Raw genomic sequence first — 25,364 nt, forward strand, 5'->3', positions numbered from 1 at the left:
CCTTCGCGTGTCACGGGTGCGCTCAGTGCTGGACGGCCACCGCGTAGCGCTCCAGCTCGGCGGCCAGCTCGGCCGCCACCATGGCGCGCAGCAGCGTGCCCTCACCGGTGTGCTCGGTCTCCAGCAGCTCGCCCTCGGCGTGCACCCGCGAGACCAGGTCGCCCCGGGTGTACGGGACCAGCGCCTGGACCTCGACCGACGGGCGCGGCAGCTCCTGGTCGATCAGCGCGAGCAGCTCCTCGATCCCCGCGCCGGTACGGGCCGACACCACGATGGCGTGCGGCTCGCGGCGCAGCAGGCGCTGCAGCACGTGCGGGTCGGCGGCGTCGGCCTTGTTGATCACCACCAGCTCCGGCACGTTCTGCGCGTCGACCGAGACGATCACCTCGCGGACCGCCGCCAGCTGGGTCTCCGGCTCGGGGTGCGAACCGTCCACCACGTGCAGGATCAGGTCGGCGTCGGCGACCTCCTCCATGGTCGAGCGGAAGGCCTCGACCAGGTGGTGCGGCAGGTGCCGGACGAATCCGACGGTGTCGGCCAGCGTGTAGAGCCGGCCGCTCGGGGTCTGGGCCCGGCGCACGGTCGGGTCCAGGGTGGCGAACAGCGCGTTCTCCACCAGGACACCGGCGCCGGTGAGCCGGTTGAGCAGCGAGGACTTGCCGGCGTTGGTGTAGCCCGCGATGGCCACCGACGGTACCTGGTGGCGCTTGCGCTCCTGGCGCTTGGTGTCCCGGCCCTTCTTCATGTCGGCGATCTCCCGGCGGAGCTTCGCCATCTTCTCGCGGATCCGGCGCCGGTCGGTCTCGATCTTGGTCTCACCGGGACCACGCGTCGCCATGCCGCCGCCGGACGAGCCGGCGCCGCCACCACCCATCTGCCGGGACAGCGACTGACCCCAACCGCGCAGGCGCGGCAGCATGTACTGCATCTGCGCGAGCGAGACCTGGGCCTTGCCCTCCCGGGACTTGGCGTGCTGGGCGAAGATGTCGAGGATCAGCGCGGTCCGGTCGACCACCTTGACCTTCACCACGTCCTCGAGGTGGATCAGCTGCCCAGGGGTCAGCTCACCGTCGCAGACCACGGTGTCGGCGCCGGTGGCGGCGACGATGTCGCGCAGCTCCTTGGCCTTGCCGGACCCGATGTAGGTGGCGGCGTCGGGCTTGTCGCGGCGCTGGATCACCCCGTCGAGCACCTGGGAGCCGGCGGTCTCGGCCAGGGCGGCGAGCTCGGCGAGCGAGTTCTCGGCCTCCTCGGCGGTGCCGTCGGTCCAGACGCCCACCAGCACCACGCGCTCCAGGCGCAGCTGGCGGTACTCGACCTCGGTGACGTCCTCGAGCTCGGTGGAGAGTCCGGCCACGCGGCGGAGCGCGGCACGCTCGCTGCGGTCGTACTGGTCGCCGTCGTAGTTGTACTGGCCGAGGTCCTCGTCGATGGCCGCGAGGTCCTCGTCCATCAGGGCTTCGGCCCGGAGGTCAGCGGGACGCCGGGCACCGCGGCCAGGGGTCGCGCTGGAATTGTCGCGGTCTTCGAACGTGGAGGTCATCGTGTCCTTAATATCTCGACGAGGCACAGGGGGGCGGGACTGACAGGAGGCGGGACTATTCGGGCTGTCCCTCCACAGCGCGTAACGCGGCGGAGCGGTCCCGAATTCCCTTCGATGGTCGCACGGGCGCGGGGGCCGGGTCACCAGCATTTCCGGCGGACCGGACGAGCGGACGCAGCCTGGGCGGGCGCGGGGCCTCCAGACCGGGCCGGCGGACATCGTAGACCCCGGAGACCCGCAGCATCGCCCGCATCACCACCGGCAGCGTCGCGGCTCCCGGCAACTCCACCGTGTAGGTGTGGCGGACCCGCAGCTGCTGGGGCGGTTCGACCACGGCCGAGACGATGTCCAGGCCGGTGGCCGACATCGCCGCCGTGAGGTCGGCCAGCAGGCCGGGGCGGTTCAGCGCCTCGGCCTGCAGGGTGACCCGGAACGGCGCCGCCGGGCCGCCGGCCGGCCCGACCGCGGCTCCGGGCGCCCAGTCCAGCTGCACCGGACCGCGCCCGGCACCGCGCATCCGCTCACCGGTGGGGCAGTCGCTGCGGTGCACGGCGATCGAACCGCCACGGATCTGGAAGCCGGTCACCCGGTCCGGCGGCACCGGCGTGCAACAGCGGGCCAGCCGCACGGCCGCACCGGGATGGCCCGGCGCGATCACCAGCCGGCCGTGCCCGAGGTGCGGCCGGCCGGAGGGCAGCCGCTCGGCCGCGGCGTACGCCGCGGGTGCGCCGCCCGGCCCGGCCCCGTGGGCGGCCTCGGCCGGGGCCTCGGGCGCCGCGGCGGCCGGATGGCCGGCCAGCCAACGCTCGATGGCCAGCCGGGCCACCGGCGTGTGCGCGAACTCCAGCCACTGCGGGCTGGGCCCGGAGGGCTCCGGCGCCCCGGGCCCACCACCCGGCTCGGTCAGCACCCCCAGCACGTCCCCGTCCAGCAGCAGGGTGGCCAGCGCCACCAGGCGCCCGTTCACCCGGGCGCCGATGCAGCGGTGGCCGGTCTCCTCGCCCAGCTGGTAGGCCGCGTCCACACAGCTGGCACCGGCCGGCAGCACCAGGGTGGCGCCCTCCTCGGTGACGGCGGTGATCTCCCGGTCGTCGGAGAGGTCCGCGGTCAGCGTGGACCAGAAGGCGTCCGGGTCCGGGGTCTCCTGCTGCCACTCCAGCAGTCGGCGCAGCCAGCCGGGCCGGGCCGGGTCGGTGCCGTCCAGCTCGTCCCGGCCCGCCTGCTCGGCGCCCGGCTGCTGCGCCCCGCCCGCGTGCGGGCTGCCGAGCGCGACCACCCCGAACTCGGCGACCTGGTGCATCCGGGGTGTGCGGACCAGCACCTCGACCACCTCGCCGTCCACCGAGACCGCGGTGTGCAGCGACTGGTAGAGGTTGAACTTGGGGGCGGCCACGAAGTCCTTGAACTCACCGGGCAGCGGGGTCCAGCAGGTGTGCAGTTCACCGAGGACGGCGTAGCAGTCGGCCTGCTCCTCGACCACCACCAGCAGCCGGGCCAGGTCAGCCGGCCCGGGGCGGTCGGCCTCGGGCCGGCCGCCGCGCAGCAGCGCCCGGTGCACCGAGACGCAGTGCCGGGGCCGCACGGTGACCTCCGCCACCACCCCGGACTCGGCCAGCTGCCGGCGCAGTGCGACGGCGAACGGGGTGAGCAGCGCGTCCTGCGCGGTTTCCTGGGCGGCGATCTGGGCCCTGGTCCCGGCGTACTCCTCGGGGTGCAGGGTGGCGAAGACGATGTCCTCGAGCTCCGTCTTGACCACCTGGATGCCCAGCCGCTCGGCCAGCGGGATCAGCACGTCCCTGGTGACCTTGGCGATCCGCACCTGGCTGGCGGGCTTCATGTGACGGATCGTCCGCATGTTGTGCAGCCGGTCGGCCAGCTTGATCACCATGACCCGCACGTCGTCCCCGGTGGCGACGAGCATCTTGCGGAACGTTTCCGCCTCTGCCGCCGCACCGAAGTCCACCTTCTCCAACTTGGTCACCCCGTCCACCAGGTAGGCGACCTCGGGGCCGAAGGCCTCCGCGACCTGATCGAGCGTCACCTCGGTGTCCTCGACGGTGTCGTGCAGCAGAGAGGCGACCAGGGTGGTGGTCTCGGCGCCGAGTTGGGCCAGGATCATCGTCACGGCCAGCGGGTGGGTGATGAACGGCTCGCCGCTCTTGCGCTTCTGACCGCGGTGGCTGGCCTCGGCCGTCCGGTAGGCGCGGCTGAGCAGCGCGAGGTCGGCCTGCGGGTGGTGGCGGCGGTGCGCCTGGACGATCGGCTCGATGGCGTCCGGTACCGGGGGGCGGCCGGTGGCCAGCAGCGCGGCCCGGCCGGCACGGCCGAGGGCGGCCCGGCCGAGCAGCCGAAGGCCCTGCGGCGGCGGCTCCACCGCCTCGACGGGCGCGGGCTCGGGCGCCCGGGGCCGGGATTCGGATCCGGCTTCCGGTCGGGGCTGGGACTGGGATTGGGGTGACTGCGACTCTGCGGACGGGGCCGGGCTGGTGGGCCGGCCGGTCTCAACGGTCATGGCAACCTCCGGCAGCGAGCACCGGAGCGCTCGCTGCCCCGGTGGTCCATGCTACCGAGCACAACACGTTCCGCGAGGCCCTGCTTCCGCTCTGTTAGCGGGATCACTCGAACGGGCGGATTCGCGCCCGCGCGGAACGGGGAAAGCGGGCCGCCCCGGCGGCCTCAGAGCCAGCCGGGCTCCGTCACACCGGCGGCCACCAGCACGGCGGGCCCGGTCATCTCGACCCGTCCGTCCGGCCGCTCGGTGATCACCAGCCGACCACCGGGGACGTCCACGGTGTAGCTGACCGCCTCCCCGGTGACCGCCGGGTCGAGCCCGTCCCGGCGGGCCGTGGCCACCGCCACCGCGCAGGCGCCGGTGCCGCAGGAGCGGGTCTCGCCCGAGCCGCGCTCGTGCACCCGCATCGCCACGTGGCGCTCGCCCCGGTCGACCACGAACTCGACGTTGACGCCCTGCGGGTAGACCCCCGCGGGGCTGACCTGCGGCGCGTCGTACAGGTTGCCGGCCTCGGCGAGGTCGGCGACGAAGGCCACCGCGTGCGGGTTGCCCATGTTGACGTTGCGGGCCGGCCAGCGCCGCTCCCCCACCGCCACCTCGATGTCCTGCGGACCGGGCAGCAGCGCCCGGCCCATCTCCACGGTGACCTCGCCGGGCGTGCCGTCCGGGCCGTCCTCGGCGACCACCACCTGCCGCACCCCGGCCCGGGTGGCCACCGCGAGCGGTCCGGGTGCGGCCAGCCCGGCGTGCACCAGGTACCGGGCGAAGACCCGCACGCCGTTGCCGCACATCTCGGCGATGCTGCCGTCGGAGTTGCGGTAGTCCATGAACCACTCGGCCTGGTCGGCCAGCGCCGCCGCGGCCTCGTCCCTGGCCGAGCGGACCACGCGCAGCAGGCCGTCGCCGCCGATGCCCGCGCGGCGGTCGCAGAGCCGGGCCACCTCGGCCGGGCCCAGCCGCAGCCGGCCGTCGGGGTCGGGGACGATCACGAAGTCGTTCTCGGTGCCGTGGCCCTTGAGGTAGGGCAGGCCCTGCGGGGTGGATGCGCTCACCCCGCGATGGTACTCACCAGGGGCGTTGCCGGGTCGGCCCGGTCGGCCGGTCCCGGAGAGCGGCGGTCTCCCGGGGGGAGGCGGTCTCAGGACCGCAGCTGGACGACCCGCCAGACGGCGAGCCCGAAGGCGGTGCACGCGATCAGCGTGTAGACGGCGATGGCCTGCCAGGCCGCGCGCCGCCCGGAGCCGCGCCGGGGCAGCCCCGGCCAGGCGTAGCCCGCCCGGCGGGCCGCCATGCCGCCCCAGCCGACCGACGCGGAGGTGAGCAGCAGACCGAGCATGCCGACCATCGCGCCGCCGTCACCCGAGCCGAAGGCCAGCGGGAAGGCGAACATCAGCGAGCCGGCGACACCGATCAGCACGATCGGCAGCAGCTGCCACCAGCGCAGCCGACGGCGCGGTCTGATCTCACGCTCCAGCACCACCGGGTCGCCCAGCGGGCCGAGCGGGGCGTCCGGGTCCGCGTCGATCGACGCGTCGCCGAGCAGTGCGTCGCCGCCCAGCAGACCGGTGGGCGGCAGCAGCTCGGTCGGCGGCAGCAGCTCGGCGGGGGGCAACAGGTCGGTGGGCGGCAGGGCGAATGCCTCCTCGGCCAGATCAGTGGTCGTGCCGCGGCCGGCCTCCGGTGCATCGAGGCCGTGCGCCGCCCCGGGCATGCCCAGGGCATGGTGCGGGAACTGTTCGGTTTCGGGGCCGGGACCCGTGGACACGCGGCCTCCCCTGACAGTTCGACACGAGCCGGAACTCGCGAACGGATGGGACCGGCCCGCGCGACCGGCCCCTCTTGTCTCGATAATGGCATGTCCCAACGCGCTCACAGCGCGTAACGCGGGTCACCGGGTGATCCGTGGCCATGACGTGATCCGGCCGTGATCCCGGCTTCCTCCTGCACCTGCACGTGCGAGCGCAGCTGCACCGGCGGATGGCCGAATCCGGTGCCCCGCCCGGCCTGAACCCGTCGTCAGAACGACTCTTCGACCAGCTTCAGCGAGCGTTCCAGCAGGTCGGCCGGGTCCGCCCCGGCGGGCCTGGAGAGCCAGTGGATCCGCTCGTCCCGGCGGAACCAGGACTCCTGACGGCGTGCGAACCGCTTGGTGGCGCGCACCGTCTCGGCCCGCGCTTCCTCTTCCGTGCACTCACCGGAGAAGTGCGCCAGCACCTGTTGGTAACCGAGGGCCCGACCCGCCGTCAGCCCCTCGCGCAACCCGCGCTCCTCCAGCGTCCGCACCTCGTCCAGCAGACCGGCCTGCCACATCCGGTCCACCCGCAGGGTGATCCGCTCGTCCAGCTCCGGACGCGGGACGGCCACGCCGATCTGGACCGCCGGGTAGACCGCCCGGTTGCTCGGCAGGTTCGCGGTGAACGGACGCCCGGTCAGCTCGATGACCTCCAGCGCCCGCACGATCCGCCGCCCGTTGCTGGCCAGGATCGCGGCTGCGGCGGCCGGGTCGAGCACGGCCAGCCGGGCGTGCAGCACGGCCGGCCCGTGCTCCTCCAGCTCGGCCTCCAGCCGGGCCCGCACCACCGGCTCGGTCCCCGGGAACTCCATCTCGTCGATCGCCGCCCGCACGTACAGGCCCGAGCCGCCGACCAGCACCGCCGGGCGCCCCGCGGCCAGCAGGCGGTCGATCTCGGCCCTGGCCAGCCGCTGGTACTCGGCCACGCTGGCGGTCTCGGTGACCTCCCAGATGTCCAGCAGGTGGTGCGGGATCCCCTCGCGCTCGGCGTGGGTGAGCTTGGCGGTGCCGATGTCCATGCCCCGGTACAGCTGCATCGAGTCGGTGTTGATCACCTCGCCGCCCAGCGCGCGGGCCAGCGCGACGGCCAGATCGGACTTGCCGGCCGCGGTGGCGCCGACCACGGAGACCACCGGGATGCGGGGAAGAGAGCTGCTCACACGGTCAAGTCTCGCAAACCGTCAAGTCCCACCCGGGGCGACCCCTCATCCGAACGGGGGACGTGACCGGCCACCGGCCCGCTCGTTCCCCGGATGGGCGGCACCCTGCACCGGCTCGCCGCAGAACCGGCCCCCGGGTCCGCCGCAGACCGCGTAGGTTGGGAGAAGATATGGGTGTTTTCAGCTGGTTCCGTCGTCGTGCCGCCGAGGCGCCGCCGAGCGGGGCGGCGGACGGCGGTTCGGTCGCGGTGCTCACCGCGCCGCAGCGGTCGGCGCCGGAGCCGACCGAGGGTGCGGAGCAGGAGTCGCCGCCCGGGGTGCCGGCCGCTCGCAGCGCTCCGGAGGCCGAGTCCGACCCGGTCGAGTCCGTGGTGGCCTCGGCCCTGGCCGTGGTCAACGCAGGCTCGGCCGAGGTGGGTACGGCCGAGTCCGACGAGACCGGGACGGCGGGGGTGCCGGCTCCTCCGGTGCTCGCGCCGGACGTGGCCGAGCTGCTCGCGGCAGCGCTCGCGGCGGCCTCGCAGGGCGTGGAGCCGGCCGGGGACGCCCAACCGCAGAGCCGACCCGAGCGGCCTGACACAGGAGACGAAGCCATGGGCCTGATGGACAACCTCAAGGGCAAGGCCGAGGAGCTGGCGGGGGAGCTCAAGGAGAAGGCGAGCCACCTGGCGGGCCAGCACAACGAGAAGATCGACGAGTTCGTCGACAAGGCGGGCGACGCGCTCGACAAGGCCACCAAGGGCAAGTACAGCGACAAGATCGCCACCGGCACCGAGAAGACCAAGGACGCGGTGGACGGCTTCGCCGAGAAGCCGGGCTCCCCGCAGCCGGCCGACCCCGCCGGCCCCGCCGACGGCTCCGGCGGCACCGCGGCCCCCAGCCCCGAGGGCAACGGCGGCCCGCAGGCCTGAGCGGGCGGCCCCGGGCGGAACACGCCCTGGCCACCGGAGCGGGGTCGGACGGATTCCTCCGTCCGACCCCGCTCCGCATTGTCCGCGGTCAGCTACGACCGCCGTCAGCTCCGACCGGCATCAGCTCCAGGACGCCACGAAGTACCCGACCCCGTACGGCGCCTCGTCGTAGCGCAGCCGGCCGCCGAGTCCGGCCTGCTGGCCGGCGCCGGCCAGCACCTGCCACGGCGCCCGGCCGGCCGCGAGCAGCTCGGCGCTCAGCCGCGGATCGAGCCCGGCCAGCGCCGCGGTGTCCGCCGCGCCCAGTGCCCGTGCGACCTGCGCGTCGTAGGCCTCGGCCCGGTCGTCCAGGTAGCCGGGCGCCTTCAGCGAGCGGCAGGCGCTGCCGTCGCCGAGGACCAGCAGCCCGACCCGGTCGGCGAGGCCGGCCAGCCCCTCGCCCAGCCCGAGCATCCGCTCCACCGGCGCGTCGGCCGGCACGGCACAGGCGTGCGTGGGCAGCTGTGCGCCGGCCTGCGTCAGCAGCCAGGCGCCGATGGTGAGCGCCGGGCTCAGCTCCGGACCGCTCACGCCGCCGGTGGGCAGCCGCGCACCGATCGGCACGCCGTACTGCTGGAAGCTCCCGGCGCCGCCCTCGGTCCACACCTCGGCCTGCGGCCCCTCGCCGACCAGCACCAGCAGCTCGGGCCCGGCGGCCAGCAGCTCCTCGACGGCCTCGGCGCAGGCCGCGCGCAGGCTGTCGAGTTCGGCGGCGGCGCCGGCGGCGACCTCGGGCACCAGCAGGGGCGGGCAGGGGCAGACGGCGGCGGCAACCAGCATGGCGATCACCCTACCCGGGCCGGATGCCCGGGCAGGGCCGAGCGGACGTCAGTCGGTGGGGCAGCAGCCACCGGTCGGTGCGGCGGCCGGCAGGGCCGGGGCACCGATGGTCGGCAGCCCGAGCATCACCCCGGCCGGCTTGGCCACGGGCGCGGCGGTGCGCTTCTCCCAGGCGTCGCCCGCACGGGTGCGCCGCACACCGAGCGCCGGGCCCTCGGCCAGCAGGTGGTGCGGGGCGGCGTAGGTGATCTCGACGGTCACCACGTCGCCCGGGCGCACCGGCTCGGCGGGCCGGGTGCTGTGCTCGTCGTTCACCCCTCGCAAGCTCGGGTTGAAGTGCACCAGGCGGTTGTCCGGCGCGCGGCCGGAGAGCCGGTCGGTCCGGTCGTCCTTCTTGCCCTCGCCCTCGGCGACCAGGACCTCCAGGGTGCGGCCGACCTGCTTCTTGTTCTCCTCCCAGGAGATCTCCTCCTGGAGGGCGACCAAGCGCTCGTAGCGCGCCTGCACCACGGCCTTCGGCACCTGGTCCGCCATCTCGGCGGCCGGGGTGCCGGGCCGCTTGGAGTACTGGAAGGTGAAGGCGTTGGTGAACCGGGCCTCGCGGACCACGTGCATGGTCTGCTCGAAGTCCTCCTCGGTCTCCCCGGGGAAGCCCACGATGATGTCGGTGGAGATGGCGGCGTCCGGCATCGCCGCGCGCACCTTCTCGATGATCCCGAGGAACCGCTCCTGGCGGTAGGAGCGCTTCATCGCCCGCAGCACGGTGTCCGAACCGGACTGCAGCGGCATGTGCAGCTGGTGCATCACGTTGGGGGTCTCGGCCATCGCGGCGATCACGTCGTCGGTGAAGTCGCGCGGGTGCGGGGAGGTGAAGCGCACCCGCTCCAGGCCCTCGATCTGGCCGCAGGCGCGCAGCAGCTTGGAGAAGGCCTCGCGGTCGCCCAGGTCGGACCCGTAGGCGTTGACGTTCTGGCCGAGCAGGGTCACCTCGATGACGCCCTCGCCGACCAGCGCCTCGACCTCGGCGAGCACGTCGCCGGGGCGGCGGTCCTCCTCCTTGCCGCGCAGCGCCGGGACGATGCAGAAGGTGCAGGTGTTGTTGCAGCCGACCGAGATCGCCACCCAGGCCGCGTAGGCCGACTCGCGCCGGGTGGGCAGCGTGGAGGGGAAGGTCTCCAGCGACTCCAGGATCTCCACCTGGGCCTTGCGCTCGACCCGGGCCCGCTCCAGCAGCGCGGGCAGGTGCCCGATGTTGTGGGTGCCGAAGACCACGTCGACCCACGGCGCCTTGCGCACGATGGTCTCGCGGTCCTTCTGCGCCAGGCAGCCGCCGACGGCGATCTGCATGTCCTTCCGGGCCGACTTGGCCGGCGCGAGCTGGCCGAGGTTGCCGTACAGCTTGTTGTCGGCGTTCTCGCGCACCGCGCAGGTGTTGAAGACCACCAGGTCGGGGTCCCCGCCCTGGTCGGCCTTCACGTATCCGGCGTCCTCCAGCAGCCCGGCCAGCCGCTCGGAGTCGTGGACGTTCATCTGACAGCCGTGCGTGACGACCTTGTAAGTTCGCAAGCTCTCTCCCATACCCACAGCAGCAAGGGTAAGGGCAGCCGGGCGACCGCCGGGCGGAGCCGTCCTGACCGCCCCCCTCCCGATCATCAGCATCACCTGGCAGGATCCCCCGCATGACGTCGACCACCGATCGCCTGCGTGCGGCCCTGCGGCCCCGGCTGTGGCCGGTGCTGGCCGCGCTGCTGCTCGTGGTGGGCTCGGTCGGCGGCTGGTGGGTGAGCAGCCGCGGCCCGTCCGGCTACCCCAGGGGCGTCAGCGGCTTCGCCACCGGTGTCCAGGAGGGCGTCTACGACCGGTACGGACAGCTGCTGCAGTCCTACCTGCACACCGCGATGCCCGGCGTCGAGCTGCGCCTGGACAGCAGCGAGGGGTCGGTGGACAACCTGGAACGGGTCGCCTCCGGCCAGGACTCCTTCGCGATCGCCACCGCCGACGCGGTGGCCGACTACACCGGCCCCGGCAAGACCGGGCTGCGGGCCATCGCCCGGCTCTACGACGACTACATGCAGCTGGTGGTGCCCGCCGGCTCCCCGATCCAGCAGGTCGGCGACCTCAAGGGCAAGCGGGTCGGGATCGGCGAGCCCAAGTCCGGGGTGACCCTGGTGACCCGCCAACTGCTCGACGTGGCCGGGATCGACCCGGACACCGGCATCACGCCCTACACGCTCGGGGTCAGCGACGCGGCCGCGCAACTGGCCGACGGGCGGCTGGACGCCTTCTTCTGGTCCGGCGGCCTGCCCACCGCCGCGCTGACCGACCTGGCCACCAAGTTCCCGATCCGGATCGTGCCGCTGGGCAGCCTGACCGACAAGCTGCACCAGGAGAACGGCGACACCGACGCCTACCGGACCGCCGTGCTGCCGGCCGGGGTCTACCCGAACAGCCAGGCGGTGCTCACCATGGCGGTGCCGAACCTGCTGATCACCCGGGCCGACGTGAACTCGAGCCTGGTCGAGGGCCTCACCCGGGCCGTGATCGACAGCCGCGACTGGATCGGCATCCAGGTCCACTCGGCGCAGCTGGTGGACCTGCGCACCGCCGTCTACACCGACCCGCTGCCGCTCTCCGAGGGCGCCGAGCGCTACTACCGCTCCGCCAAGCCGTAGGGCGGGCCCCGGCCGGGCCGCCGCGCCACCGCGCGGTCAGTCGCCGCGCTGGCGGGGCACGCTCAGCGTCACGGCCAGGCCCCCCGGCTCGGCCCGCGCGAAGTCCAGCGAACCGCCGCCGGCCAGCAGCAGGGTGCGGGCGATCGACAGGCCCAGGCCCGAACCGTCCGCGTTCTGGTGCCGGGGGCTGCGCCAGAACCGGTCGCCGACCCGGGCCAGCTCCTCCTCGGTGAGGCCCGGGCCGCTGTCCGTCACCGTCACCGCCACCTGGTGCTTGCCCACCCGCACCGTGACCGCCACCGTGCTGTCCGAGGGACTGAACTTGACCGCGTTGTCGAGCACCGCGTCCAGCGCGCTACCGAAGCCGATCGGATCCGCCCAGGCCTTGGCCAGCGGCGGGGTGCCGCAGGCCAGCAGGACCCCGCGCTGGGCGGCCAGCGGCTGCCAGGCGTCGGTCCTGGCCAGCACCAGCGCGGTCAGGTCCACCGGCTCCGGCTGGGGCCGGCTGCCCTCGGCGGTGGCCAGGCCCAGCAGGTCGTCCAGCACCCGGGCCAGCCGGGCACCCTCCTCGCGGACCTGCCCCAGTTCGGCCTCGTGCTGCTCGGGCAGCTCCAGGCCCAGCAGCTCGACCCGCAGCAGCAGAGCGGCCAGCGGGTTGCGCAGCTGGTGCGAGGCGTCGGCGACGAAGGCCCGCTGCTGGTCCAGGGCGAGCACCACGTGGTCGGCCATGTCGTTGAACGAGCCGACCAGTCGTCGCAGTTCGGGCGGACCGCTGACGGAGGCGACCCGGGCGTTCATCCGCCCGGTGGCGATGTCGTGGGTGACCCGGTCCAGGGTGCGTACCGGCCGCAGCACCCACCCGGTCAGCCGGACCGCGAGCAGCGTGGCGGCGATCATCGCGATCGCCTCGCCGCCGCCCAGCACCAGCCAGCGGTGCAGGATCCGGGCCCGCAGCGGGCCGGTCGGCGACTGGGTGACCACCAGCGCCACCACGTCGCCGTCGCGCACCACCGGCGAGGCGATGGTCAGCGTGCTGTTCGGGGTCCAGGGCCAGACCTGCGGCGGGTTGTGGCTGCGCCGGCCGTCCCGGGCCTCCTGGACGGCCTCGCCGCCCGATCCGCTGGTCGGCAGGTGCCAGTCCGCGGGCGCGACGGCGAGCTGACGGCCGTCGGCCAGGGTCAGCGCGATGCTTATCCCGTAGAGCTCCTGGTAGCGGCTGACCTCCAGCTGCAGCTGGTGCAGCTGGATCGCGTCCAGGGCGGTCGGCACGGCGGGGTCGGAGCCGACCGCACCGCGCGAGGGCAGTCCCTGGGTCGGCAGTTCCTGGGCGAAGCGCGCCACGTCGTCCATCCGGTCCACCACGGTCCGGCTCTGCTCGGCGGCGGCCATCGCGGCGGCCAGTGGGACGCCCAGCGCCGCCAGCACGCAGGCCATCAGGGTCAGCAGGATGCCGAGCAGGCGGTTGCGCATGCCTAGGAGGTCCCCGCCGCCGGGTCGCCCGCACCGCGCGCGGCCGGACCGGCACCACCGGCCGCCGTCCCGGGTCTGCGGGCCGCTGCGGGGCGTGTCCCGGTGGGACGGGTCCCCGCGGGAGGAGGCACCGCCGCGCCCTCCGCCGGGGCGGGCGACTGCGGGATCAGCCGGTAGCCGACCCCGCGCACCGCCTCGACCAGGCCGGGCAGCGCGAGCTTGGTGCGCAGCGAACCGATGTGCACCTCCAGGGTCCGCCCGTTGCCCTCCCAGCCGCTGCGCCACACCTCGCTGAAGATCTGCTCGCGCCGGTAGACCACTCCGGGGCTCTGCGCGAGCAGCGCCAGCAGGTCGAACTCCTTGCGGGTGAGCGGCACCTCCCGCCCCGCCACGCTGACCCGGCGGCGCTCACGGTCGATGCTGATCCCCCAGGACTCCAGCGAGCCCGGCCCTGCGGGCGCCGCCGGGCCGTCCGGTGCGGGGGTGGTCGCGGCAGGCTGGAAGCGCCGGGCCACCGCGTGGATCCGGGCCAGCAGCTCGCCCATGTCGTAGGGCTTGGTGATGTAGTCGTCGGCCCCGAGGTTGAGGCCGTGGATCCGCGAGCGGATGTCCGCCCGGGCGGTCACCATGATCACCGGCACCCCGCTGCCGGCCCTGATCCGGCTGCACACCTCGAACCCGTCGCGGTCGGGCAGGCCGAGGTCGAGCAGCACCACCCGGTACGGGTCGCTGCCGTCCGGCACCAGCGCGTCGAGCGCCTCGTGCCCGCTTCGCGCGTGCCGCACCTGGAAGCCGTGCCGGCTGAGGACGGCGACCAGCGCCGCCGCGACCCGGTCGTCGTCCTCGACAAGCAGCAGCCGCATGCCCACACCTTTCCCATCTCTGGTTTCCCGCTCCGACGCGCCCCGCCCCGGGGCCCCGCTCCGCGGGTCTCCCGGCTCCGGGTTCCCCGCCCTGCAGGCACCGGCCGGCAGCCCTGGTGTGCCGGCGGAGCGGCCATCCTCCCCCACGGCGCACCGCCGCGGCCAGCCCCTCGGGGGCAGCCCGGGACGCACGTAGCCCTTTCGTGATGCTCAAGTTCCGCTCAGATCGCCTGACGCCGGCCGACGCTCACCCCTAGGGTCGGCTCATCGGGGGCTGCGTGCTCCGCCGGCCACAGCCCCCGATGCCGCGTCCACCCCAAGGGGTGACCGGCTTGGTGGTCACCCATGAGATGGTTTTCGCCCGCCGTGCCACCCACCGGCCGGGCCTCGGCGCCAGTGGCCGGATCACCGGGCCGACGGCCGCCCCGCCCGCCCGGATGTGTTCCGCAGGGCCGACGCACCAGGGATTTCCCGCTCCCGCCCGTCGGCCCCCGATGGCCGAAAGCCGCCCGGCCGGGCCTCCTCCGGGCGCCGCGGCACGAACCGGCGCACACCGACCGCTGCTTGACGGACTCCCAGGCACTCTGTTGCATTGCTCTTCGTGACACCACCCGGGACCTGCGCCGCTCCCCCCGCCACCGGAGCGCTCTCGCGCTGCCCACAGCCCCGGCGCGGAGGCCGTCCGTGGACCCGGTGATCGTGGTCGGGGCCGGCCCCGTGGGCCTGGCGATGGCGCTCGCGCTGGCCCGGCACGACGTCCCGAGCATCGTCCTCGACCAGGGCAGCGGCCTCTGCCCCGAAGGACCGCGCAGCGCCGTGCTCGGCACCGAGAGCACCGCCTTCCTCGAACGGCTCGGCTATCTGCGTGCCACCTCGGACGCCGCGCGCTGGGAGCGGCTGAGCGTCTGGCGGCGGCGCCAGGAGGTCCTGGGGGTGGACCTGACCGACCATCCGGTCCTCCACCTGCCCCAGCACCGGCTGCAGCGCGGGCTGCGCGACGCGGCCAGCGCCACCGGTCTGATCCAGCTGGTGCCGCACTCCCGGGTGGAGGAGATCGACCAGGACCAGGACGGGGTCAGCGTGCGCGGCCGGCACCCGCAGAACGGCACCGACACCTGGTGGCGGGCCAGCCACCTGGTCGGCTGCGACGGGGCCCGCTCGACGGTGCGCAAGCTGCTGGGCATCCGGTTCCCCGGCCGCCCGGCGGTGGACCGGCACGCCATCGCCACCGTCCGGGTCGACCTGCCGTTCGCGGGCGAGGCCCGGCTGCACCGCGAGCCGCCCTGGCGCGGCGACCGCGAGGCCTCGGCCCGACCGCTGCCGGACGGCCTGTGGCGCCTGGACTGGCGCCTGCCGATCGGGCGCCCCGCGCCCAGCGAGCCGGTGGACCCGCACGCCACCTGGCCCGGGCTGGTCACCGGCGACACCCTGCTGACCCGGGTCAAGGCCACCCTGACCGGCTGGTGCGGCCAACTGCCGCGCTACGAGCTGCTCGCGGCTGCCGACCACACCGCCCAGCAACGGCTGGCCGCCCGGTTCCGCAGCGGGCGCTGCTTCCTGGCCGGCGACGCGGCCCACCTGCACGGCGCGCTCGGCATGCAGAACCTGGCCGACGGCCTGCGCGACGTGGACAACCTGGCCTGGCGGCTCGCGGTCGCCTGGCACCTGCACGTCGGCGGACCACAGCCCGGCGGGTCGCTGCTGGACGGGTACGAGGCGGAGCGGCGCGGGGCGGTCGGGGCCCGGCTGCGCGCGGTGGACCAGGCGATGCCGCTGCTGCGTCCGCTGCGAGGCTGGCAGCAGACCCGGCGCTCGCTGCTGACCGGTTCGTTCCGCAAGCACGCGCCGCTGCTCACCGACGGGCTGCTCGGCACCGGGCGGTTCGGCGGTGCACCGGCCTATCCGGCGGTGCCCTCCGGCGTGCCGGGGCGGGCGGCCGGGGTGCCGGTGCAGCGCGGGGGCGGGCGGGGCACCGCGCTGAGCGAGCAGCTGCCGGCCACGGCACCCGGGGTGCTGGTGCCGAACCTTCCGGTGGTCACCACCGAGGGCGTGCCGGACCAGCTGTACGCGCGGCTGGGCGCGACCTTCCTGCTGCTGCTGGTCGCACCGGGCACGGCGGTCTGGTCGGCCGACCACTGGATGGGCGCGGGGCTGATGCCCCGGCTGGCCGAGGTGGCGACCGCGCTGCCGGTGCCGACCGAGGTCCTGGTCACCGAGGAGTACCCGGGGGCCGGCGCGCACACGGTGCTGCTGATCCGGCCGGACGGGCACCTGGTCGGGGTCACCCAGGGCTGCAAGGCCGAGGACCTGCAGGCGCTGGCCGACCGGGCGCGCGGCGGGCCCACGCCGTTGGCGGGCGCGGAGCAGTCGGTCTGAGGGTCTCCCGGGTGTCGGCGCGCGTCACCGGTTCGGCGTCACGCGGGCCGGGCCGACGCGGCGTCACCCGATGAGCTGACGGTCGGCCGGGCCGGGTCACTCCGACCCGAGCGACCACTCCTCCAGCTCCTCGGTGCTCTCGCCCTCCGCGTCCAGCACCTCGCGCACCACCCGGAAGGCGAGGCCCTCGGAGTAGCCGCGGCGGGCCAGCATGCCGACCAGCCGCCGCAAGCGGGCCTGGCGCTCCAGTCCCGTGGTCGCCCGCAGCTTGCGCTCCACCAGGGCGCGGGCCGTGGCCGCCTCCTCGTCCGGGTCGAGCTGGGCCACCGCCTCCTCGACCAGCGCGCCGGCGACGCCACGGGTGCGCAGTTCCCGGGCCAGCGCGCGGCGGGCCAGTCCTCGCCCGTGGTGCCGGGACTCGACCCAGGCGGCGGCGAAGGCGGCGTCGTCGATCAGGCCGACCTCCTCGAAACGGGAGAGCACCTCCTCGGCGACCTCGTCCGGGATCTCCCGCTTGCGCAGGGCGGTGGCCAGTTGCCCGCGGGTCCTCGGGGTACCGGTGAGCAGGCGCAGGCAGATGTCGCGGGCCCGGGCGGCGGGATCGGCCTCCGCGGCCGGCGGGGCGGTCGGCCCGGCCCCGCGCTCCGGGCGCCCGGAGCGCCGACGGCGCCCCCGCGTGCTGGCGGCGGCCAGCTCGGCCTCGGCCTCGGCCACCCAGTCCGGCTGCTCCGACCGGCCGGGCCTGGCCTCAGGCTCGGTCCGACGGCCGACCGGGCGCGAACTCCGCGGGCGCACCGGCTTGTCGGACGGCTCGACGGGTCTCGCCACCGACGGCTCGGCCTCGGCGGCGGGCCTCGGTCCGCGGGCGTTGACCACCCAGTCGGGGCGCTCCCCCTCCTCCTCGCCCTTGGCCTCCACCATCCACCGGTCCGGGCGCTCCCCTTCGCCCGGACTCCACACGTTCCTCATCCGCTGATCAGGCCTTCGCAGCCGCCGTCTTCTTGGCCGCCGCCGTCTTCGCCGCCGTGGCCGTGATCGGCTTGACCGCGCCGTCCGCCTCGGCCGGGGCCGGGACCTCGCCCTCGGCGGCGGCGTTGGGGTCGACGCCGATGCCGAGCTTGACCTTGATCTTCTTCTCGATCTCCTCGGCCAGCGCCGGGTTGTCGCGCAGGAAGTTGCGGGCGTTCTCCTTGCCCTGACCCAGCTGGTCGCCCTCGTAGGTGTACCAGGCGCCGGCCTTGCGGATGAAGCCGTGCTCGACACCCATGTCGATCAGACCACCCTCCCAGCTGATGCCGTGACCGTAGAGGATGTCGAACTCGGCCTGCTTGAAGGGCGCGGCGACCTTGTTCTTGACGACCTTCACCCGGGTGCGGTTGCCGACCGCCTCGGTGCCGTCCTTCAGGGTCTCGATCCGGCGGATGTCCAGGCGCACCGAGGCGTAGAACTTCAGCGCCCGGCCACCCGTGGTGGTCTCCGGCGAACCGAACATCACACCGATCTTCTCGCGCAGCTGGTTGATGAAGATCGCGGTGGTGTTCGACTGGTTCAGCGCACCGGCGATCTTCCGCAGCGCCTGGCTCATGAGCCGGGCCTGCAGGCCGACGTGCGAGTCGCCCATCTCGCCCTCGATCTCGGCGCGCGGCACCAGCGCGGCCACCGAGTCGATGATGATCAGGTCGATCGCGCCGGAGCGGATCAGCATGTCGGTGATCTCCAGCGCCTGCTCACCGGTGTCCGGCTGGGAGACCAGCAGGGCATCGGTGTCGACGCCGAGCTTGCGGGCGTACTCCGGGTCCAGGGCGTGCTCGGCGTCGACGAAGGCGACGGTGCCGCCGAGCTTCTGCGCGCTGGCCGCGGCGTGCAGGGTCAGCGTGGTCTTGCCGGAGGACTCGGGGCCGTAGATCTCGATCACCCGGCCGCGGGGCAGCCCGCCGACGCCGAGCGCGACGTCCAGCGCGGTGGAGCCGGTGGGGATCACGTCGATCGGGGCACGGGACTGGTCGCCCAGACGCATCACCGAGCCCTTGCCGAACTGCCGCTCAATCTGGGCGAGTGCGGTCTCAAGAGCCTTCTCGCGGTCCGTGCCTGCCATGGCTTCCACCCTCGGGTTCTGTGCTGTGCGCTTCATCGTCCTCGACGCTAGCGCGTCCCACCGACAATCGGCTCCGGACGGGCTCGGCCTGTGGAAAACTCGCCGGGAAACCCAGTATAGGGAACACCTGTTCGATATCACGCCCGCACCCGAACGCCTACGACGCGGTCGCACCACGCCGATCAGCGCAGTCGCGCGGACACCCCCATCACCTGGCAGACCACCCGCCAGACGTCCTTGGCCTCCCACCCCGCGTCCAGCGCCTGGTGCACCGTGCGACCGCCGAGCTCGCTCATCACGTGGTCACGGGCGAACGACTCCGCGTACCCCGGGCCGAAGTGCTCGTCCATCCGTCGCCAGAACTCGGTCAGCCTCATGCCGCCCAGTATCCCCGAGCCCCACCCGCCCCCGAGGCCCGGCGAGATCCGTCCGACAAGCTCTAGTGCGGCAGCGCGACGATCCCCGCGCCGTAGGTCGCGCGGTCCCGGCAGACGCCCGGGCCGACGGGGCAGTTCGCCTGGGCCTGGGACAGCAGCAGCTCGTGCAGGCGCTCCGGTCCCCAGCCCGGGTGCAGCGCCGCGGCCACCGCGATCGCGCCGGTGACCTCCGCGGCGCTCATCGAGGTGCCGGCCAGCGCCGCGTACCGCCCGCCCGGCCAGTCCGAGACGATCGCCTCGTCCGGCCCGCCGTCCGGATCGCCGCCCGGCGCGGCCAGCGCGATCCGCCCCTCGCCGTAGTTCGAGTAGGCCGCGACGGCACCGCTGCGGGTCACCGCGCTGACCGACAGCACCCCGGGCAGTTCGCCGGGCAGCCGGACGCACTCGGTGCCGAGCCGGCGATCCCGGGCCGGGCCGCTGACGCGGTCGTTCGGGCTGCGCTGGTCGACCCGCACCGCGCCCAGGTCCTGGGCGTCGTTCCCGGCCGAGGCGACCACCAGCGCGTGGCGCTGGGCATAGGCGACCGCGCGGCCCACCGCCTGGATCATCGCGCCCTGGTCCGGGTCCTCGGGGCAGTTGTACTTCCACGGGTCCGCGAAGTAGCTGTCGTTGACCGCCACCGCCCCGTGGTCGGCGGCCCAGAGCAGCCCGCAGACGATGTTCTCCGGGTAGTACTGCCCGAGCGGGCCGAGCAGTCGCACGGCCGCGATGCGCACCCCCGGGGCCACCCCGACCACGCCGTGCCCGTCCCGGGCCGCGCCGATCAGCCCGGCCACATGGGTGCCGTGGCCGCTCTCGGCGACCCCGCCGTCGGGGCGCCAGGCGCCGAACCGGGCGTCGGGACGGCCGTCGGCGCAGGAGGCGGAGTCGGCCGGGCTGACCGCGTCGCGCAGGTCGGGATGAGTGTCGTCGACCCCGGAATCGAGCACGGCCACCAGGACCTGGCGCAGCGCCCTGCTCGTGGTCACCGCGCCCGGGGCCGGCATGCCGAGGGCCGGCCTGCCGGAGCTCGGCGCGGCGTGGATCGGTGCGGCGGTGCTCGGCGCCGTGCCGGCGAGCAGCCCCGCCTGGGGCGGGGAGTTCTGCCCGCCGCCCATCATGGCGAGGTTCCAGGCGCCGCTTTCCCCGGGGTCGGGCACAGTCGTGGTGTTGTCCCCTTCGACCGTCCCGGACGCCGCGGCCGCGTCACCGCCGGGGCGGCGGAAGTCGCCGGAGCCGGCCAGCACGCCAGGCGGCCCGGGCACCGGCACGGTCCGGGTCGCCCCGACGGCGACGATGCCGGGCCGGCCGCGCAGCCTGGCGGCGAACCCGGCTTCGTTGGCGTAGGCCAGCACGGCACCGACCTGCGGGTAGTCCTGGACCACCTGTCCGCCCGCCGCGCGCACCTCGGTCTGCGCGGCGGCCGAGCCCTGGCCGTCCGGCCGGTCGGCCAGCACCAGGTAGCTGAGGTAGCCCTGGTCGGTCCCGGAGAGATAGGGGACGGCGCCGCCCAGCAGCAGGGCCGCCGCGAGCATGGCCGGCGCACTGCGCAGCAGCAGCCACCGGCGGCGCAGCGGACGACGGGAGACCAGCCGCACCTCGGCCATCGGGTGTCCTCCGCTCCTCGCGGCCTGCCCTCACGTGGCACAGCCGTGCTCTCACGAAGCATCACCATATGAGCGGAATATCCTGTATGACCATTTTTCAGAACGGCTGCCGCCGCCATCCGGCCGCACCGGCCCCACCGCCCGCTGTTCCGCCGCGCTCCCCCTCGGCGCCGTCCGCTCCTGCTTGTCAGTGGCACGCGGCACCATGGGGAGCATGGCGGAACAGCACCCCCACCCCGACCCGCTGGCCGGCTTCGCCCCGGCCACCCGGGCCTGGTTCGAGGCCGCGTTCGACGGCCCGACCAGCGCCCAGGCCGGCGCGTGGGCGGCCATCCGCGAGCAGAACGACGTCCTGGTGGTCGCCCCCACCGGCTCCGGCAAGACCCTCGCCGCCTTCCTCTCCGCCCTGGACCACCTCAGCAGCACCCCGCCGCCCGCCGACCCCCGCCGGCGGCTGCGCGTCCTCTACATCTCACCGCTGAAGGCGCTCGCCGTCGACGTCGAACGTAATCTGCGCGCGCCGCTGACCGGTCTGCGGCAGGCCGCCGTCCGGCTCGGGCTGCCCGAGCCGGAGGTGCAGGTCGGCATCCGCTCGGGAGACACCCCCGCCCCCGAGCGGCGCAAGTTCCAGAGCCACCCGCCCGACATCCTGATCACCACCCCCGAGTCGCTCTTCCTGCTCCTGACCTCCGCCTCCCGGGAGGCGCTGCGCGGCATCGACACGGTGATCCTCGACGAGGTGCACGCGGTGGCCGGCACCAAGCGCGGCGCCCACCTCGCGCTGAGCCTGGAGCGGCTGGACCAGCTGCTGGAGCGCCCGGCCCGCCGGATCGGCCTGTCCGCCACCGTCCGCCCGGTGGCGGAGGTGGCCCGCTTCCTGAGTCCGCAGCGCGAGGCGGCCATCGTCCAGCCGCCGTCCGCCAAGCGCTTCGACCTCTCCGTGGTGGTCCCGGTCGCCGACCTGGGCGAGCTCTCCCCCAGCCCGGCGCAAGGGCCGCCCGGCGGCCCGCGCGGCGCCGCCCCCTCCGACGGCGAGCCGGATCCGGCCAGGGCCGCCTCGATCTGGCCGCACGTCGAGGAGCGGATCGTCGATCTGGTGCAGGCGCACCGCTCGACCATCGTCTTCGCCAACTCGCGCCGCCTGGCCGAGCGCCTGTGCAACCGGCTCAACGAGATCGCCCACGAGCGGGCCACCGGCGGGCCGCTGCCCGAGTCGCACGCCCCCGCCCAGCTGATGGCGGAGTCCGGCGTCACCAAGGGCGCGCCCCCGGTGCTGGCCCGGGCCCACCACGGCTCGGTCTCCAAGGAGCAGCGCGCCCAGGTGGAGGAGGATCTGAAGGCCGGCCGGCTGCCCGCCGTGGTCGCCACCTCCAGCCTGGAGCTGGGCATCGACATGGGCGCCGTCGACCTGGTGGTCCAGGTCGAGTCGCCGCCCTCGGTGGCCTCGGGGCTGCAGCGGGTCGGCCGGGCCGGCCACCAGGTGGGCGCCGTCTCCACCGGCGTGGTCTTCCCCAAGTACCGGGGCGACCTGGTGCAGTCCGCCGTGGTCACCGAGCGGATGCGGGCCGGGCAGATCGAGGCGCTGCGGGTGCCGCGCAACCCGCTGGACGTGCTCGCCCAGCAGCTGGTGGCGATCACCGCGCTCGACACCTGGGACGTGACCGAGCTGCTCGCCCTGGTCCGCCGCGCCGCGCCGTTCAGCTCCCTGCCGCAGTCCGCCTTCGACTCGGTGCTCGACATGCTGGCCGGGCGCTACCCCTCGGACGCCTTCGCCGAGCTGCGCCCCCGGCTGGTCTGGGACCGCGTCGCCGGCACCGTCAGCGGGCGCCCCGGCGCCCAGCGCCTGGCCGTCACCTCCGGCGGCACCATCCCCGACCGCGGGCTCTTCGGCGTCTTCATCGCCGGCGCCGACCCGAAGAAGGGCGGCGGCCGGGTCGGGGAGCTCGACGAGGAGATGGTCTACGAGTCCCGGGTCGGCGACGTCTTCACCCTGGGCACCAGCTCCTGGCGGATCCAGGAGATCACCCACGACAAGGTGCTGGTCACCCCGGCCCCCGGGGTGCCCGGACGGCTCCCGTTCTGGAAGGGCGACTCGCTGGGCCGCCCGCTGGAACTGGGCCGGGCGCTGGGCGCCTTCGTCCGCGAGCTGGGCGCGCTGCCCGAGCCGCAGGCGAAGGAGCGCCTGCTCGGCGCCGGCCTGGACGACTGGGCGGCGGGCAACCTGCTCAGTTACCTCGCCGAGCAGCGCGAGGCGGCCGGCCACCTGCCCGACGACCGCACCATCGTGGTCGAGCGCTTCCGCGACGAGCTGGGCGACTGGCGGATCGTCATCCACTCCCCGTTCGGTGCCCAGGTGCACGCCCCCTGGGCGCTGGCGCTCGGCGCCCGGCTGCGCGAGCGGCACGGCCTGGACCCCCAGGTGATGCACGGCGACGACGGCATCGTGCTCCGGCTGCCCGACGCCGACCTGCTCGACTTCCCGTCACCCGACGCGCCCCCGGCCGACGAGGCGCCGGTGGGCGCCGATGCCGCGCTGTTCGACCCCGCCGAGATCGAGCAGCTGGTCACCGACCAGGTCGGCGGCTCGGCACTGTTCGCCTCCCGGTTCCGCGAGTGCGCCGGGCGGGCCCTGCTGCTGCCCCGGCGCAGCCCCGGCAAGCGCACCCCGCTCTGGCAGCAGCGCCAGCGGGCCGCCCAGCTGCTGGAGGTGGCCAGCGAGTTCGGCTCCTTCCCGATCGTGCTGGAGGCGGTCCGCGAGTGCCTCCAGGACGTCTTCGACCTCCCCGGGCTGGTCGAGTTGATGCGCGACCTGGAGTCGCGCGCCGTCCGGCTGGTCGAGGTCACCACACCCGAGCCCTCCCCGTTCGCCCGCTCCCTGCTCTTCGGCTACGTCGCCCAGTACCTCTACGAGGGCGACTCGCCCCTCGCCGAGCGCCGGGCCGCCGCGCTCGCCCTGGACTCCCGGCTGCTCGCCGAGCTGCTCGGGCAGGCCGAGCTGCGCGAGCTGATCGATCCGGTGGTGCTGGCCGAGCTGGAGGCCGAGCTGCAGCGGCTCACCCCCGAGCGCCGGATCAAGGACGTCGAGGGCGTCGCCGACGCCCTGCGCCTGCTCGGCCCGCTCAGCACCGCCGAGCTGGCCGTGCGCGGCGCCGAGCCGGGCTGGGCCACCGAACTCCAGGCCGCCCGCCGGGCCATCCAGGTCAGGATCGCGGGCGAGCAGCGCTGGGCCGCCATCGAGGACGCCGGCCGGCTCAGCGACGCGCTCGGCACCCCGCTGCCGGTGGGCATCCCGGAGGCGTTCACCGAGCCGGTCAAGGACCCGCTCGGCGACCTGCTGGCCCGCCACGCACGCACCAACGGACCGTTCACCGCCCAGCAGGCCGCCACCCGGTTCGGCCTCGGCACCGCCGTGGTCACCGGCGCGCTGCAGCGCCTGACCGCCGCCGGACGCCTGGTGGCGGGCGAGTTCCGCCCGGTGGAGGCCGGCGGCACCGGCGAGGCCGAGTGGTGCGACGCCGAGGCGCTGCGCCGGCTGCGGCGCCGCTCGCTGGCCGCGCTGCGCCAGGAGGTGGAGGCGGTACCGGCGCGGGCGCTGGCCGCCTTCCTGCCCCAGTGGCAGCACCTGAGTGGCCATCAGCTGCGGGGCGAGGACGGCCTGTTCCGGGTGGTCGAGCAGCTCCAGGGCGCCGCCGTGCCGGCCTCGGCGCTGGAGCGCCTGGTGCTCCCGGGCCGGCTCGACGACTACCGGCCCGGCCTGCTCGACAAGCTGATGACCGACGGCGAGATCGGCTGGACCGGTGCCGGTGCACTGCCCGGCAAGGACGGCTGGATCAGCCTGCACCTGGGCGAGAGCGCCGATCTGGTGCGCCCCGAGCCGCTCCCGCTCACCCGCACGCCCCTGCACGAGGCGCTGCTGGCCGCGCTGGCCAGCGGCTACGGGCTGAACTTCCGCCAGCTGCGCGAGCAGGTGCCGGACGCCGCGGATCCGGAGCTGACCGCCGCCCTGTGGGACCTGGTCTGGGCCGGCCGGGTCACCAACGACACCCTCGGCCCGGTGCGGGCCCTGCTGGGCTCGGCCCGCACGGCGGGCGCCACAGCGCACCGGGCGCCGCGCAGCGTCCCGCGCGGCCGCTACGGCGCGCTGGGCCGCACACCGGCCCGGCTCGCCGACCCCACGGTGGGCGGTCGCTGGTCGCTGCTGCCCGAGCCCGCCGAGCCGACCGCCCGGGCCGCCGCCCAGGCACAGGTGCTGCTGGACCGGTACGGCGTGCTCACCCGGGGCGCCGTGCAGGCCGAGCGGATCCAGGGCGGCTTCGCCGCGGTCTACCGGGTGCTGGCCGCCTTCGAGGAGCGCGGCCGGGCCCGCCGCGGCTACCTGGTCGAGGGGCTGGGCGGTGCGCAGTTCGCGCTGGACGGCGCGGTCGACCGGCTCCGCTCGGTCAACGGCCGGCTGGAGCGCCTCGACGCCACGGGCTGGCCCGCGGCCACCGGCGCGACGCCGATCGGTGCGCCCCGCCAGTCGCCCCAGGCCCATTCCCAGGCCCGGCCTCAGGCGCAGGTGCTGGCCGCGGCCGACCCGGCCAACGCGTACGGGGCGGCGCTGCCCTGGCCCGAGCCACCGGGTGCGCAGTCCGGCGCCCACCGCCCCGGCCGCAAGGCGGGTGCGCTGGTGGTCCTGGTCGACGGCGAACTCGCGCTCTACCTGGAACGCGGCGGCAAGTCGCTGCTCTGCTGGGCCGAGCGCGAAGCGGTGCTGACGGCGGCGGTGCAGGCGCTGGCCGACGCGGTGCGGCGCGGCCTGCTGAGCGGTCTGACCGTGGAGCGGACGAACGGCGAGAGCGCGCTGGGCTCAGTGCTCGGCGCCGCGCTGGAGGCCGGCGGGTTCCACGCCACCCCGCGCGGGCTGCGGCTGCGCGGCTAGCCGGCGGGCCGGTCCCTGGTTGCGCCGGTCGCTGTGCACCGGGAGCAGCCCGAGTCCCCAGCCGCCCAGCAGCGCGAGGAGTGCACCCGGCCCGCCCGGTCGAGCGGTCTGCGGCAGCAGGAACCAGCAGAGGGTGCCGAGTACGACGGTGCCGAACAGCACGGCCGGCGCCCAGCGGCGCAGACCGTGCACAGCCGAGGGCTTACG

Annotated in this window: 18 protein-coding genes; 4 read left to right on the forward strand and 14 right to left on the reverse strand. The window is 74.9% G+C overall.

Annotation, left to right across the window (positions count from 1 at the left end; all coding sequences use genetic code 11):
- Positions 1 to 22 precede the first annotated feature (22 nt).
- The 5 genes from hflX to miaA all read right to left on the reverse strand — a co-directional run bounded on the left by hflX (position 23) and on the right by miaA (position 7,007).
- Positions 23 to 1,543: a GTPase HflX gene (hflX, locus tag OG500_RS13705; protein WP_327067010.1), complete on the reverse strand. Its 1,521-nt coding sequence runs from the start codon at positions 1,541 to 1,543 to the stop codon at positions 23 to 25.
- A gap of 55 nt (positions 1,544 to 1,598) precedes the next feature.
- Positions 1,599 to 4,055, reverse strand: coding sequence for a RelA/SpoT family protein (locus tag OG500_RS13710; protein WP_329580133.1), 2,457 nt, complete (start codon positions 4,053 to 4,055; stop codon positions 1,599 to 1,601).
- Between the two features lie 164 nt (positions 4,056 to 4,219).
- Positions 4,220 to 5,107, reverse strand: a complete 888-nt coding sequence (gene dapF / locus OG500_RS13715) for a diaminopimelate epimerase (protein WP_329580136.1) — start codon at positions 5,105 to 5,107, stop codon at positions 4,220 to 4,222.
- Between the two features lie 86 nt (positions 5,108 to 5,193).
- Positions 5,194 to 5,820 (reverse strand): hypothetical protein, encoded by a 627-nt coding sequence (locus OG500_RS13720; protein ID WP_329580139.1) that lies wholly within the window; start codon positions 5,818 to 5,820, stop codon positions 5,194 to 5,196.
- Between the two features lie 251 nt (positions 5,821 to 6,071).
- Positions 6,072 to 7,007, reverse strand: coding sequence for a tRNA (adenosine(37)-N6)-dimethylallyltransferase MiaA (gene miaA / locus OG500_RS13725; RefSeq protein ID WP_327067014.1), 936 nt, complete (start codon positions 7,005 to 7,007; stop codon positions 6,072 to 6,074).
- A 170-nt stretch (positions 7,008 to 7,177) separates the two neighbouring features.
- Here miaA and OG500_RS13730 point away from each other — a divergent pair, with 170 nt between their 5' ends.
- Positions 7,178 to 7,918 carry an antitoxin gene (locus OG500_RS13730; RefSeq protein WP_329580142.1) on the forward strand — a complete coding sequence of 247 codons (741 nt, stop codon included), beginning with the start codon at positions 7,178 to 7,180 and terminating at the stop codon, positions 7,916 to 7,918.
- A gap of 120 nt (positions 7,919 to 8,038) precedes the next feature.
- Here OG500_RS13730 and OG500_RS13735 read toward each other — a convergent pair whose 3' ends face one another.
- Positions 8,039 to 8,737 (reverse strand): class III extradiol dioxygenase subunit B-like domain-containing protein, encoded by a 699-nt coding sequence (locus tag OG500_RS13735; RefSeq protein WP_329580144.1) that lies wholly within the window; start codon positions 8,735 to 8,737, stop codon positions 8,039 to 8,041.
- A 48-nt stretch (positions 8,738 to 8,785) separates the two neighbouring features.
- On the reverse strand, positions 8,786 to 10,315 hold the full coding sequence (gene miaB / locus OG500_RS13740) for a tRNA (N6-isopentenyl adenosine(37)-C2)-methylthiotransferase MiaB (RefSeq protein WP_327071552.1): 1,530 nt from the start codon (positions 10,313 to 10,315) through the stop codon (positions 8,786 to 8,788).
- A 101-nt stretch (positions 10,316 to 10,416) separates the two neighbouring features.
- On the opposite strand from miaB, the gene OG500_RS13745 reads away from it, so the two are divergent.
- Positions 10,417 to 11,409, forward strand: a complete 993-nt coding sequence (locus OG500_RS13745; protein WP_327067017.1) for a TAXI family TRAP transporter solute-binding subunit — start codon at positions 10,417 to 10,419, stop codon at positions 11,407 to 11,409.
- 36 nt (positions 11,410 to 11,445) lie between these two features.
- Here the strand turns inward: OG500_RS13745 and OG500_RS13750 are convergent, their stop codons facing one another.
- Positions 11,446 to 12,879 carry a sensor histidine kinase gene (locus tag OG500_RS13750; protein WP_327067018.1) on the reverse strand — a complete coding sequence of 478 codons (1,434 nt, stop codon included), beginning with the start codon at positions 12,877 to 12,879 and terminating at the stop codon, positions 11,446 to 11,448.
- 2 nt (positions 12,880 to 12,881) lie between these two features.
- The gene (locus OG500_RS13755) at positions 12,882 to 13,742 is read right to left on the reverse strand and encodes a response regulator transcription factor (protein WP_327067019.1); all 861 of its coding nucleotides are present in this window, start codon (positions 13,740 to 13,742) and stop codon (positions 12,882 to 12,884) included.
- A gap of 684 nt (positions 13,743 to 14,426) precedes the next feature.
- Here OG500_RS13755 and OG500_RS13760 point away from each other — a divergent pair.
- On the forward strand, positions 14,427 to 16,118 hold the full coding sequence (locus OG500_RS13760; protein WP_329580148.1) for an FAD-dependent monooxygenase: 1,692 nt from the start codon (positions 14,427 to 14,429) through the stop codon (positions 16,116 to 16,118).
- Between the two features lie 96 nt (positions 16,119 to 16,214).
- Here OG500_RS13760 and recX read toward each other — a convergent pair whose 3' ends face one another.
- From recX to OG500_RS13780, 4 genes are all read right to left on the reverse strand, one after another.
- Positions 16,215 to 16,946 carry a recombination regulator RecX gene (gene recX, locus OG500_RS13765; RefSeq protein ID WP_442907136.1) on the reverse strand — a complete coding sequence of 244 codons (732 nt, stop codon included), beginning with the start codon at positions 16,944 to 16,946 and terminating at the stop codon, positions 16,215 to 16,217.
- Positions 16,947 to 17,094: 148 nt separating this feature from the next.
- A complete protein-coding gene (gene recA / locus OG500_RS13770; RefSeq protein ID WP_329580154.1) occupies positions 17,095 to 18,213 on the reverse strand; it encodes a recombinase RecA in 1,119 nt (372 codons plus the stop codon).
- A 182-nt stretch (positions 18,214 to 18,395) separates the two neighbouring features.
- On the reverse strand, positions 18,396 to 18,590 hold the full coding sequence (locus OG500_RS13775) for a DUF3046 domain-containing protein (protein ID WP_327067023.1): 195 nt from the start codon (positions 18,588 to 18,590) through the stop codon (positions 18,396 to 18,398).
- Between the two features lie 62 nt (positions 18,591 to 18,652).
- Positions 18,653 to 20,236 carry a S8 family serine peptidase gene (locus tag OG500_RS13780; protein WP_329580157.1) on the reverse strand — a complete coding sequence of 528 codons (1,584 nt, stop codon included), beginning with the start codon at positions 20,234 to 20,236 and terminating at the stop codon, positions 18,653 to 18,655.
- 214 nt (positions 20,237 to 20,450) lie between these two features.
- On the opposite strand from OG500_RS13780, the gene OG500_RS13785 reads away from it, so the two are divergent.
- Positions 20,451 to 25,157, forward strand: coding sequence for an ATP-dependent helicase (locus OG500_RS13785; RefSeq protein WP_329580160.1), 4,707 nt, complete (start codon positions 20,451 to 20,453; stop codon positions 25,155 to 25,157).
- On the opposite strand, the gene OG500_RS13790 is transcribed toward OG500_RS13785, so the two are convergent.
- The gene (locus tag OG500_RS13790) at positions 25,086 to 25,349 is read right to left on the reverse strand and encodes a hypothetical protein (RefSeq protein WP_329580163.1); all 264 of its coding nucleotides are present in this window, start codon (positions 25,347 to 25,349) and stop codon (positions 25,086 to 25,088) included. The genes OG500_RS13785 and OG500_RS13790 overlap by 72 nt on opposite strands.
- Positions 25,350 to 25,364 lie beyond the last annotated feature (15 nt).

Source organism: Kitasatospora sp. NBC_01250, from assembly GCF_036226465.1.
Lineage (GTDB): Bacteria > Actinomycetota > Actinomycetes > Streptomycetales > Streptomycetaceae > Kitasatospora.

What these genes read in the sequence shown, in the direction of transcription:
- OG500_RS13710 (WP_329580133.1), bottom strand. Translation starts at nt 4,055, where the DNA reads ATGACCGTTGAGACCGGCCGGCCCACCAGCCCGGCCCCGTCCGCAGAG.
- OG500_RS13750 (WP_327067018.1), bottom strand. Translation starts at nt 12,879, where the DNA reads ATGCGCAACCGCCTGCTCGGCATCCTGCTGACCCTGATGGCCTGCGTG.
- OG500_RS13730 (WP_329580142.1), top strand. Translation starts at nt 7,178, where the DNA reads ATGGGTGTTTTCAGCTGGTTCCGTCGTCGTGCCGCCGAGGCGCCGCCG.
- OG500_RS13745 (WP_327067017.1), top strand. Translation starts at nt 10,417, where the DNA reads ATGACGTCGACCACCGATCGCCTGCGTGCGGCCCTGCGGCCCCGGCTG.
- OG500_RS13735 (WP_329580144.1), bottom strand. Translation starts at nt 8,737, where the DNA reads ATGCTGGTTGCCGCCGCCGTCTGCCCCTGCCCGCCCCTGCTGGTGCCC.
- miaB (WP_327071552.1), bottom strand. Translation starts at nt 10,315, where the DNA reads ATGGGAGAGAGCTTGCGAACTTACAAGGTCGTCACGCACGGCTGTCAG.
- OG500_RS13785 (WP_329580160.1), top strand. Translation starts at nt 20,451, where the DNA reads ATGGCGGAACAGCACCCCCACCCCGACCCGCTGGCCGGCTTCGCCCCG.
- OG500_RS13755 (WP_327067019.1), bottom strand. Translation starts at nt 13,742, where the DNA reads ATGCGGCTGCTGCTTGTCGAGGACGACGACCGGGTCGCGGCGGCGCTG.
- OG500_RS13780 (WP_329580157.1), bottom strand. Translation starts at nt 20,236, where the DNA reads ATGGCCGAGGTGCGGCTGGTCTCCCGTCGTCCGCTGCGCCGCCGGTGG.
- recA (WP_329580154.1), bottom strand. Translation starts at nt 18,213, where the DNA reads ATGGCAGGCACGGACCGCGAGAAGGCTCTTGAGACCGCACTCGCCCAG.
- hflX (WP_327067010.1), bottom strand. Translation starts at nt 1,543, where the DNA reads ATGACCTCCACGTTCGAAGACCGCGACAATTCCAGCGCGACCCCTGGC.
- OG500_RS13775 (WP_327067023.1), bottom strand. Translation starts at nt 18,590, where the DNA reads ATGAGGCTGACCGAGTTCTGGCGACGGATGGACGAGCACTTCGGCCCG.